Genomic DNA, 12,701 nt, shown 5'->3' on the forward strand with positions numbered 1-12,701 from the left:
TCAGGACGTGGCCTGGGTTGGCGGGGGAGTCGAGGATGCCTTCACCGCGTGCCCCAGTCGCAGTGCGACCTCTATCATTTCGGACCTGTCGCGCGCACCGTATTCGGCCTTGATCCTGTTGATGAGCTCGTTGACAGTCTGGGGCGACAGGTCGAAATCCTCACAGATCTGCCGGTTCGTCCAACCCGCCCCGGCCAGCCACACGATTCTGTGCTCTGGCGGGGACAACGTGGGAGGTTCGTTGTGCGTGGTGTCGCGTTCGTCAGCCGACGCGTCGCTTCGGGGGTCCTTCCGGCGGAGTAGCCCCTCCCGAGCAGCTGCCGCGATGATCTCGTCGGGCTCGATGGTGGTTCTGAGTTTGACTTGAATTCGCTCGAGGTTGTATCCCACCCGGGCCGGGCGCTTGCCGGCAATGATCGCGATCTCTTTGCGCTGCCAGCCGTTCGCGAGCAGGTCGAGGACTTCGCGCTCGTCGTCGGTGAGATTGCTACCCCTCGGAGTAATCGGTGTGGTGGGAAGCGGGTGAGGGGGGTCAGCCGGTGTCGCGACCTGTGCTGCCGACATTCGGACTGCAGGCTCGCCGGCAGATGCGGCGTCGGGGATGTCGGCCGCGTGGCCGAATCGCAGGGCGAACTCCACCATTTCGGTTCGAGTGCGAGCGCCGTAGCTTGCTTTGATGCTGTTGATCAGTTCGTTGACAGTCGTGGGATCCAGGTTTCGCATCGTGTAGATGTCGCGATTCGTCCGGCCGGACACCGCGAGTCGCACCATGTCCTGCTCCTGTGCGGACAGTGTGGGTGGTTCGTGGTCCGCGCTGCCGCCGTCGGCCGTGCTGTCGGTTGGCCGACCGTTGCTTCCGAGCAGTCCCGCCCGCGCAGCCGCCGCGATGATCTCTGCGGGCTCGTTCGCACTACCGAGCCCAACTCGAAGTTTTACCCGAATTCGTTCGAGTTTGTACGTCACCTGGTCCGGACGCTTGTGGGTGATCAGCGCGATCTCTTTGCGCTGCCAGCCGTTGGCGAGCAGGTCGAGGATCTCGTGCTCATCATTTGTGAGCTTGCTCCCCCGAGGAGTAATCGGCCCGATGGGGACGGTGGGTTTCGCAACACCGGGGATCTCGCCGATGGCGGCGGCCAGCTTTTCGAGTGCGCGCAGTAGGAGGGGGTTCTGGGCATCGTTGTCAGACGGAATCGGTTCGGTGTTCATAGCACCCTGCCGCTGGGGCAAGAATCGTTTGATCTCGTTTTGCTGAGCGGGGTTGAGTGCCCGCAGGCCGATCACAACATCTTGCCTGGTGGCCGCGGCCAGCCACTGGGCCGTCAGTCCGGCGCCCTCGACGTTCCCATCGGAGACGAAGATGTTCACCATGCGCTGCCGGAACTTCGCGAATTCCACATGCTCTGCTATGCGGTTGCGGGCATTCAGGGTGACCCACTCTTCGATACTCCTGCTACCGATCTGAGGAAGTCGGTCGAAGGCGCCCCCGAAAGCATCGTCGGTGATCATCCGCGCTGCCCTCGGCTCGCCGATCTGATCTAGTACCCATCCAAATACTCTGTCTTCTGGATCTTCCCGGAGCCGCGCCAGACTCGCGACGAGGTCTCCGGCAGCAGCGCCGATGTGATCCGAGCGTCGGTAGATTTCGCGAGATGCTCCGCCGCCGTGGTTGTCCAGCTCAGCGAGCCGTTCGACGGCGCGACGTCCACGCGCGGGCCCGCGATCGCGATCCCAGGGTCTACCGCTGCCTTCGATGGGCTCGTCCGGGTCGGGAACACCCATGGTCCCGATCAGTGCCGGGGGCCGAGGCGACTTCGGGCGAGATGGTTCGAGCAGGGTGCCGATGAATGGCACCCGTGCCGCGGCGTCAGCCGGGTGGCGCCGCGCGACTGCTTCGCGCACGTCCTGGATGTACGCCCGGTACTCCGGCCGGTCCCGATGATGCAGATAGCTACCGAAATCGGTGTGGCCGTCGAGTAATTCGCCGACCGTGTTCGCGAATCGCTGGACGGCGCGTTCGCCGGTGGACATTCCGTGAGTGGTGCGTTGCGCCTGTTCTCGCAGAGCCTGCCGGAGCAGCCCGGGTGCGGTTCGAGGTGGTGCGTCCAGCATCGTGGCCACGGTGGTCGCGAACCATTGTCCGATTCGGTCATCTGGGGACAGTTCGCGGCCGGTGTAGCTGTCGAGAAGATTACGGGCTGTGGCGCGTTGGAACGGGGTGATGACGTCGTCCATCAAGTACCAGCAGAATGTTCGGGAGATGATCTCGGGGAGGAGGACGTCGGCACAATACCGAGTGCGCAGGTAAGTAGGCGATGGGTTCGTATGCCACCGGCATCCAGGGTATTGCAAGGTGTAGACGCCGTCGCGAGGTATCACGAGGAACCGTTCTCCCTCGGCAGGGGTGAGCACAGCCATCGTCAGTTCTCGATCGCGGGTCAGTAGTGGTCTGGCACCGATGATCGCGATGTACGCGTACTGCGGAAGTTCGTCGAGAGAAAGGTCGCGGGAGGCTTTTCCGATAATGCTCGGCTCGTCATCCAGGAGTGTCGTCGCCTTCCACGTGGGCAATATTTCGTCAGGTAGTCGCGGACGATCCTGCATGATCAACAGCGGACGGGGCCTGGTGTTGGGCATGCCGAGCAGGGCTTCGGCTTCCAACGCTGCCATGGTGAACGCGCCGAGAGCTCCGAGGCGAGGGCCATTGACGGTGAGCCACTCGCGCTCCCAAGCGAATTGGTGCTCGGTGTTGAAGAAGGCAACGCCGGTCGGCTCGCCCGGCCTGTTGCGGGGCCGATTCTTGATGTAGTCGAAACCGGTCGACCGCGTCAGTTCGGTCTCGCCATCGACCTTGTCCTCACCGGCAATCGTTTCCGGCTTCTCCGCGCTACCGGCGATTTCGGCCACACCCGACGGCGCGGCGCCCCGCCCCTTCCGCACCGGACCGGAAACCGGTGCGGCGCCCGTCGCTGCGGCCGACGGTCCGGGCTGGTAGCTGAACCAATCGCCCGCGGAGGCCGTGCGATCGGCTTCGGGGTCGTCGAGCCGGGAACCGATTCGACGTTGCAGCCACGTCGGTTTCTCCGGCCCCGGCCGCAGCGGAGCGTGCGGCACCTCGGCACCGCGACCGACGGCGATCAGGCCGAAATAGCCGAGCGATTCGGTCGGAATCCGGAAAAGGGGGTCGATGAACTGCCAGTACTGGCGGTGGGTGCGCAGCCCATCGGAGAAGCGGGGTGTTTTCGGGAACTCTGCCGGTATCCGGTGGATTCCCGGCACTGTCGATTGATCTCGCCCCTGGCCGCGGCCGGCGAAGCGGCCGAGCTGATCGGGAATGCTCGAGCCCAGCCAGGTGACCGGATCCTGGCTACTCGCGGCGACGTACTTCTCCGGGATGCCATCGGGCGCGTCCTGCTGAACACCGGGAGATCCCAGATAGACAACTGACTGGACGAGGTCATCGAGCGTGCCGCCCTCGGTGGCATAGCCAGTGGTGGTCGAGCCGTAACTGTGGGCGAAGATGCGGTTCAGCGCCACCGAAGCCCCGCCTGGCAGATCGGCCTGAAGTCGGCGAGTCGTGTGGAAGCCCGTGATGTCCTGGACCAGCAACCGTCCGCCTTCTATGGCGGGCTGCGGCGAGATGGTCTCGGTCATCATCTTGCCGCCGCTCGGGGCGTCGTAACCCAGCCAGGCGAGAGAGAAGATGTCGAGTCCGGAATCCAGCCGAGCCGCCACCTCGTACAGGTTCAACGAGTTCGCCAATCGGCTGTTCGCGCGTTGCAGCGTCGTCGTGATCCCCGGAATCTGCCACAGCGCGGCTGCGGCGGTATCGGCGTTCCCGTAGCCGATGCTCGCCCTTCCAGCGCCGCCGAACGCGAGTGCGTCGTAGGCGATCACCTGCACCTGGGGTGCGGGCACCGTCGGTTCCAGCATCCGAGCCTTCAGCTCGGCCTTCGCCAACCCGACGTGGGTATAGACCAGGTTGCGCAAACGCAGTCGCTCGGTGTCGCCGAGCTGCTTGTGCATCCAGTCGTCGAGATCAGTATCGGCGGTCAGCCGAGCGCGGAAGGCGGCCAGGTCACGGGCAATGGCCAGTCGGTTCGCCTCGTCCCGCACCGTGAAGGGGATGCCGTCGGCGTTACCCAGCTCGGCCGGATGCACCCGCACCACAGATGTCTGCTGGTCGGTCGTCAGCGCATGCCACCACCGGAAGTTGATCTCGGTGCGCTGCTCCGTTCGTTCACGCCCCTCGCTGTCGGGGTATCGGCCGTGCGCCAGGTCCGACGCACTCCGAACCGGGCCGGCTTGATCGAATGCGCTCTTCGCCGAAGCCTGCTCGGCCACGGTGGGGCCCGACGGGTTGGGCAACACACCCGAAGGCAGCGGCTTGATGTTGGCGGCCGCGCCGCCAGGGCTGAATACACCGTGAGCATCGGTACCGTCATCAATGGCGGCGAAGCTGGCAGTCACTTCGCGCCAGGACACCACCTCCACGACCCAGTACGAGCGCTTGTCCGGTGTCGCCTGTGTCAACTGTGAAGACGAGCGGGGAGTCGAGAATCGCTGCCACAGTGTCGGTTTCCGCATCCCCGAGAATCGAATGCTCGTCCTGAGATCGGCGTCATCGATGGCCGGAAGTGTGTCCTTGTTCGCCGATATCCCGGCGAAAACCTCGAGAGCCTTGGTCGGTCGTCCGGTCTCCGGATCGACCGACAGGTATCGCTCGAGCACCGAGCGCCTCGATGTGGGAGAGGATGGCACCTTGATCTGCTGCCCGCCGAAGTCTGCGGACACGCCGCGGCCGAAGACATGGGTGACACCGTCACCGAGTGTGATGAGCCGTCGTGGGACGGTGCGGATGATATTGACCTGCGTGACGCCATATTCCGTGGCGTGTTCGGCGCGGAGTTCGCCCTGTGGGTCCGAGAGAGTCAGGGTCTGCACCACGTCGCTGAGACGGTCGAGCGTCGCGGCGTCGACCACCGCGACGCCGGGCCCGTAGCCGAAGAGATGCTGCACCGGCACCGGGGCACCATCGGGTAGCCGCGCCGCGAACTCCCGGCCCACGTGAAATCCGGCGACTGATGCCGCGACCAGCTCCGCGTACGCCTCGACGGTAGCGCTCGCTTCGCCCGGAACGTCATGCCGCTGCGAGATGATCGCCGCGAAAGGTACTTCCGGGGCGAGCCGCGTGGTGGCCGCGTAATGGCCGTGCACATACTCGACCTCGTCGACCAGCGACGACAGGTCGCGACTGCGGCTCATCACATGCCGCGATAGCGAGGCCGCGCGATCGGCATCGCCGACACCGATCTCGAACTCGCCGTCGGTGTACGCCAACACTTGGACCGCCGGCCTCGCCACCTCCGGTGGCAGCGATTCCACCAGCATGTCGGCCCGGCTCACGGCTTTGCGCGCGTCGAGAAGATTGCGCAGGAGCTGCGGTTCGTTGGGTCCGAACTCCGGGTTGACCAGCTGGCCGCTGCCGAGTCGTTCGGGACGGCGTGCCAGGAATGCCGCGAGGTCGCGATCGAGTGATAGTCGGTTCGCCATATCCCGCACTGCTGCGGGTATGCCGAGGGCATTGCCGATCTCGGCGGGGTGCACCAGCACCATCGATTCTTGACGGTCCGCGTCCAGCGCATGCCACCAAGTGGCGTTCGCCGCCGATCGGTCGCGGGTCATCGCGACGACATCGCCGCCGCCGGTGATGTCGAGGAGTAGATCCGCTGCGGTCGCATCGCGCCCCAACGTCCGGATCGCATCCTCCGCGTAGGCCAGGTCGACGTCGGTAGGTGGCCGCGTCGCGAGGCCGGTGGCCGGGAGGAGGGATGAGGTGGCGTCCTCGTTCTGCGGGCTCGGTTCGGCCACAGCCGAGCTCGAGTCACCCGTACCCTTGCCGACCCCGGGCACCTCACCGGGGGGTGTGTGGTAGGTGATGAGCGGCCCGAGACCAGGTTTCGTCCACGGGGTATGCGAGCGGGCATGGTCGGTGTCGTTGTACGGGGTCCGACGCCGGCCCGAGTCCAGACCGGTGTCATAGACGCTGGAGTAGCCCTTGGGGGAGCGCCCCCGTTGCTGCTGTTCTGGTGTTCGTGCGGTTTGTTCCCCCGCGACGAGTTCGAACAGGCGTTTCGCTTGTCCTTTGTCTTGTTCCTCGCCCGGAACGAACGGCACCCGGTCGCCGAAGCGTTGGCGGAAGCGCGACTGATGGCCCTCGAGGCCCATCAAGGTCACCGGCGTGATGTCTCGTCCCAAAGTGTCGAGCCTTGCCGACCATTCTTCATACCGTGCGATGCCGTCTCGCACCTTCTCCACCCAGACCGAGAGAGGTGTGAAGAAATCGTCATCGAACTCCTCCATTGCGCTGGGTGACAGGCCGGAGTTCAGTAGGGACCATGCCAACAGCTCTCGCGAGGTTCCTCCGTTACCGTCGGCCTTGAATGGGTGGATCGAACAGAGATTCCATTGTAGAGTCGCCGCGAGTTCGACCCTGTCCTGCTCGGGATCATCTCTTGCATTGTTGTACCAGAGGCACAATCGTTCGAGCTCTGCGATTATGTCGGATTCGCTCCCGAATGCCGGATATAGAATCGTCCCATACTGCATGATCTTTTCGTGTTCGAGAGACGCGATCGTCTCGGATGTCGCATATCCGCCGAGGCGGCTTGTCGATATCTCTGCAATCTGTTGTTCGGTCAGTGGCGAATCGAGCACTGTCAACTTGCGCGCGCCCGGCTCGCCGTCGGTTGCTGGAACGATTCTTATCCCAGGCCTGAGGTCTACTGGAGCTACATAGGTCAGCAGCGGGTTATCGTCGACTGCCGCGATCTGGGCCTCCGTCAACGAATGAGTCAGGATGGCGCGCTTGAAATTCTTCCGCACCTCCAACGTTCCGGCGGCATCGGGGAATGTTCGCCGGACAAGCGCTCGATGCAGTTCCAGCATGAAAGGTACGGTCAGATCCTGGTTTCCGTGCGCTATCGCGATCTTGCGCGCCTCCAGGTGGCCGAGCCACCGGTCCGGCCCGAACGGATCGCGCGGATCCTGGCCTGCGGCGAGCGCGGTGACCCGATAGACGTCTTCGACGTACAACGCGGCTTCGCGTGCTCGCTCCGCATCGGTGGTGATACCGAGTTCCTGTTCGAGCCCGAAATTTTCGGATTCGGCATCGGAACCTTGTATTCGGTCCACCGTGGAACGGACTTTCGCAACTATCTCATCGATTGTCATCAGGCGATACGGCTGCCCGGTGATCAAAGATGTTCGGATGAGTGCGGCCTGCACATTCGTGGCAAGTATTCGGGCCTGCGGATCAACTAGGTTGCGTCCCTTGTGGAGATTTACCATGCGGAGAAGGTCGACGAACGACCGGGCGATATCGAGAAAGTCCCAGACGGCGTCCTCCCCGGGCGGAGTGTCGTCATAGTCGTACAGTGTTTTCGAGCCATTCCGGTGCCCGATTATGATCCGCTCGATCGCGAGCGGGCCGGGGCAGGAAAACTGAGGGTCGATCAACGTGAGGTTGCCGTCGTCGTCTTCTAGAACGTTCTCCGGTTTGACATCCATGTGTAGTGGAACCCATGGTTGGGGTGTCAATTTCGTCACTGCCCGGTCCAAGCCGGCGGTCAACGTGGAGGGCAATCCGAATTCAATGCATACGGCGTCGAATTCAGGACTGCTTCGCCTTTCTGTCTGGTAGATCGAGTTGTAATGCGTGGCTTGCATGATGATGAAATCGCCTTCTCGGCCGGGTTCAGGGTTCGGGTACCCCGGCGGAGTGGGAGGAAATATGCTCAGAGGTAGCCTGTGAAAGCTTGTCAGAATCGTGTTGAGCTTCCGAAAGTGAACAGGGTTTCGGAAATTCTTCAATGGCACACCCGCGTCGCGATCGATCCGGAACCCGTCACCCTCGAACAAAATGCGCGGCAATCCGTCCATCTTCGGAGTTGCCGCCTTGATGACCGCCGCCTCGTCCCAGACCACCATGTCCATCACATTGTCCGGACGCGTCAGTACCAAGAGGGCGAAGCCGAACCCCGTGTAGACATCGCGGGAACTGCCCGACCACCGATCACCATGCTCCATCAGATAGTCGCGCAAGGCCGTAGCCTCCTCGGAGTTCATGCTCACGCCCGAGTCGGGCGGCATGCCGAGTGGCAGGTATTCGTCGGAGGCCAACAGGTTGCGCAGCACCGGCGACGCCTGCACCGCGCCCACCGCCGGTGCGACCTCGAATTCGTCGTCCTCATCGTGGACTGTCGGCGCGACCTCGAATTCGTCATCGTCTCCGACATCTGGGACGGCCGCAAGCGGTTGCTCGGTTCCGCTCGGAGATGTCGGGAAACGATCCTCGCCGGGTTGACCGCGACCGCCGGATTCGCTTGGTTCGGATCGGTTCCACACCGGCTGCTGGTTGTCGGCGCCTGCCTGCTCGGGTTTGCCGAATCGGACGTTGACCAGAGTGAACTCACCGCGTGATCGGAGATCTTCGACCGATATGTCGCGATCATGTCCCTCGAGTGCCAGGAACCGCACTCTGGTGTATCCGTACTCCGACGCCATCTTTCCGGTGAAGGTATGACTAAGGGCCGCGTCTTCGAGGGTCAGCGACGGATCCTGCGCCAGTGCGGCGTTGAAACTCGTAATGTTGTCGACCAATGGTGTACCGGAAACGGGTTCGACAAGCTCCCAGTAGCCATCTATCTCCCGTATCGGAATAGGAGCGCTGTCCATGAGCTCGTGGAACATTTCCCGGCCGGTGGGTGTACCGGCGCCCTTCCGAATGGTTGAGTATAGGACACCATCTTCGATCTCGGCGTGTACGCCGAGATGTTTTGTTCCATAGAGGTTTAGATAGTCCGCGGCAAGCGTGTCGGGATCGGTCGTCCATCGGCCGCTGTGTGCGACGTCCGGCTCGACGTCGGCCTTGCGGCTAGCAGCTTCTGCTGTCCGATCGGCGTCCGTTCCGTTGGGCGCGAGGGCCGGCTCCTCGGATGCTCCGCGATTCCACGGATTCGACGGAGCCGAAGCGCGACGTGCGCTATCGAGCGGTTCGACACCCTGAGCGACGGTGGGAATGTCGGCGCCGTCGGTCGCCCGCGCGGAGGTCGGTGAGTCAGATGTACTCGGTACAGGATTCGGTTCGGCTTGCATCCCGTTGTGAGTTCCATCTGCTGGATTATCGGACGATCCCTCCCCGTCTCGAGGTATGGCGCCTCGCCCCTTCCGCCAGGGTGAACGGTCGGACGTATCGGAAGGCGGTGTGCTGGAGGGGCGTCCATGCGTGTCGAGGGCTGCTGTCGAGTCCTCGGAGGTGTGGTCCGTCGCCGCGCGAGCTGGGATCGTATGCCCGGCCGGGATAGCGATGAACTCCATCGCGGCCGCGTGCTCGGTCAGCTCGTCCGGCGGTTGGTCGGATGTCTTGCCGCTTTGCGGATCCCACCACACAGGCCCGTCCGCGCCGATCGGGTACACGACCACGGTCACGTGACCGCCGTCGATGAAGCGAGAGCCGTCCTCGCTGCTGCGCAGTGGTTGGCTAGCAGGATTGTCAGCACGCCAATCCGTGGCCACGACCGCCGCCGAGCCCGGTCCGTGCGAGGCGATTCGATGATGCAGTAGCCGGTACTGCGTCGGAATCGGAAGATCGGATTGTGGCTGCCACTCGAGACCCAGCCAGGCAGCCAGGCGCTCCTCGCCACCGGGTTCGCCGAACGGAACCGACGCCCCCTCGCCCACCCAGCGCGGATGTGCGACTCGCGGGTCGCCGAAGAACGAGGCCAGACCTGCTCGGGCAGCATCGATGCAATTGGTGGCGCGGCCTGGGATCCCGACGCCACCGTCGTTGATCAATTGTCCGTACGGATTCGTCCTCGGGTCGGCGCCGATCAGGTACCCGTCACCGTCGCGCAGCGCCTCCTCGACCGCGGTCTGATGTGCTTGATCCTCGAGGTTGCCCAGCCGGCCGGGGCCTATCGCGCCCGGCGTAAGGCGCCCATCGAAGACAGTCGGTGGTGGTGTACCAAGCGGGGATTGTGGGCGTCCGTCGGCGAGCCGGTTCCATGGGGTGGAGTCGGGTGCTTCCGTTGATACCGGATCCTCCTGTGCCCGAGTGGGCTCGGTTGCGGCGGGCGTTCGGTCGACGGGGATTCCGCGCGATTCTAGGTACGGGCCGACATCCGGATCGTCGCCCAGGTATCCCTCGACGATCGCACGCAGGCCGACCTCGTCGAATTGGAAGATCGTTTCGCGCATCCAGTCGCCGACAGCGCGGGTGAATCCGTGCTGCTCGATGCGCTTCTCGGCCATCTTGACGACCATCTTGGCCAGAATGTCGGCGACAGGGTAGGCGTACATGACACCGCCGTACGACCAGCCGATGATGTGGCCGAAATGTTGTAGCGGGTGGCTGTCGAGGACGTACGGCAGATCGAGTCCGTACCGGGCCAGTTCGGCGTCCTCGAGGTTGCGGACCTGGGCCGCGAGGTCCGTCCCCGGCGGGATGTCCATGAGTTGACCGACCAACGCTGCGGGGTCAGTCCCTGACGGGATGTCGTCGGGACTACGGACCAGCGCTCGGAGGGTCGTCTGGGACGGGCTGTCGAGCAGTGTGTTGAGTTGCTGCACCAGCGTGCCCTGATGATGCAGCAGATCGGTGACGGTGTAGCTGAAGTTGCGGGAAGTCCCGACCCCCAGGCGGGATTGCTTGGAGGCCAGCAGCGCCGCGACCATGTCGGGTGGCATCGGCTCGCCTGTGTCGTAATGCCGCGCGTACTTGCTGATAACTTCCGGACGCGACCAGAACATTTCCATCACCTGGGCCCCGAACTCGGCCCAACCGCGTGGCTTGCGGCTGCCGAGCAGTTCGCGCACACCGTCGCCGACGTTGATGTCTACGGCGTGCCCGAACTCGTGGAACACAGTGACGAGATTGTCCGGGATCAGTCGATCCGGAGCACCCGGTCGCGGCTTGACGAAGTTCGTGCTGACGACGCATACCGGGAGTTGCCCGGTCGGTGCGAACTTGCTGACGATGCCATGGGTCCATGCCCCCCCGGTCTTCCCAGGTCTGGCGAACGGGTCGTACAAGACCAGGCCGAGCTTGTCCCCTCCTCGATCGATCAGCTCGAACGTGCGGACATCCGGATGGTACGTCGGGATATCAAGGCGTTCGGCGAAGGTCAGGCCGAAGAAGTCCTTCGCATGTGCGAAGAAGCCGTCCTCGAGTACCTGATTCAGCACCAGGAAGTCCTGTGCTCGGGCGACAAGGTTTGTGGCCGCGCCGTCTGTGCCGGTCTCGGAGCCGGCGAGGGCCAATTGGCGAGCGTAGGGCGCATCCCACGCTTGCAGCTGCTCCACTCCGAGCAGCTCGGCACCTTGTGCCAATTCCTCCTTCGCCGCCGCCACTGCCGGCGGGAGTAGCCTGTCCAACAGCGCAAGCCATTGTTGCGGACTGACAGGCTCGTCCTCGGTAGCGAACGCGGCGTGGTTGTCATAACCAAGTAGAACGGCGCGTTCGGCGCGCAGCCGGATCACCTCGACAGCAATGTGGGTGTTGTCATGCGCTGTACCCCGGCCGATTTCGGACGCTGCGCGATGTAGCCGTTCGCGAAGCGTCCGATCGTCCAGCGTCCGAACCAGCGGCTGATAGTCGCCGGAAGGGGCGGCGGTGAGTTCAATGACGTATCCATCGAGTCCCCGCGTGACGGCGGCTGATTTCGCATCTTTGATCTGTTCCGGTGTCATGCCGGACAGACTGTCGACATCGGTGACGTGCACGGCCGCAGCCTCCGTCGCCGCCGATATGTTGCCATTGTAGGCATTGATCAGTTCGGCCAGCCGTTTGTCGATTTCTCTGAGCAGCTCCCGTTTGCCGGGCGGAAGGTCGATGCCGGTACGGTGGAAATCCCCAAAGAGGCGTTCCAGATGCTCCTCGGTGGCAGAGTCGAGACCCAAGTCGGCGCGCTGGTCATAGAGCGCTTTCACCCGCTGGAAAAAGTCTTCGTTGGTGAAGATTTCGTTGCGTAGCTCTGACGCCATCGCCGAGATCTCCGGAATGATTTCGTCGATTCCGGGGAACCGTTCCGGATCCCGGAGATTGCTGGCGATGACATCGACCGCCAGAACCACCCGATTGAAGAGCTTTCCGTTCTTGGCGAAGCGGTCCAGGGTATTGGTGATGTTCGGTGCTTCGGGATCGTTGGTGATTGCGTCGATCTCGTCCTTGAACTCCTTGATCGCAGCGCGCATTGCCGGAAGCAGGTGTTCGGACTCGAGCAGATCCCAGCGGACCATCCCGTAGTCATTCTTGTCCGCGGCGATCAGCGGGTTCGAGCTGTCGGCAAGGCTCTGCTCCGCCGGCCGGACAGTCTGGTCATGGTCGGTTGGCGCAGGCGTACCGGACGCACCCTCGTTCGTGTTGGTGGCGGTGTTGCCGATGGCCTGCGCACCCTGGGGTTCGGCCATCGGGTAGCCGAGTTCTCGTGCCACTTGCCGGATCAAAGTCGCGTCCTGGACGCTGGGCCCGGGCAGCCCGCGCAGAGCCAGTGACACAGTGCTCTGTGGCTTCCCGGTCAGTCTGGCAATGGTTGTCTGGGTGACCGGGCGGCTGCGATCGACACCAGAAAGGTCCACGGGCAGGGCGAGGTCTTTGGTTGCGGTGAATTGTGCTGGGTCGACGTCGAGGAACCGTTCGAGGGCCG

The 12,701-nt window shown here is 63.6% G+C and carries 1 protein-coding gene (running past one end of the window); it reads right to left on the reverse strand.

The genetic code is table 11. The features are described 5' to 3' along the window. Positions 1-12,701, reverse strand: partial view of an MFS transporter gene (locus GV792_RS12395; protein WP_163824241.1) — the 3' portion only. 50,149 nt of this gene lie beyond the right edge of the window; the window shows 12,701 of its 62,850 coding nt (coding positions 50,150-62,850); the start codon falls outside the window, past its right edge — the gene reads right to left on this strand; the stop codon is at positions 1-3.

Source organism: Nocardia cyriacigeorgica, from assembly GCF_010868145.1.
In the GTDB taxonomy this organism is placed as follows: Bacteria; Actinomycetota; Actinomycetes; order Mycobacteriales; family Mycobacteriaceae; genus Nocardia; species Nocardia cyriacigeorgica_D.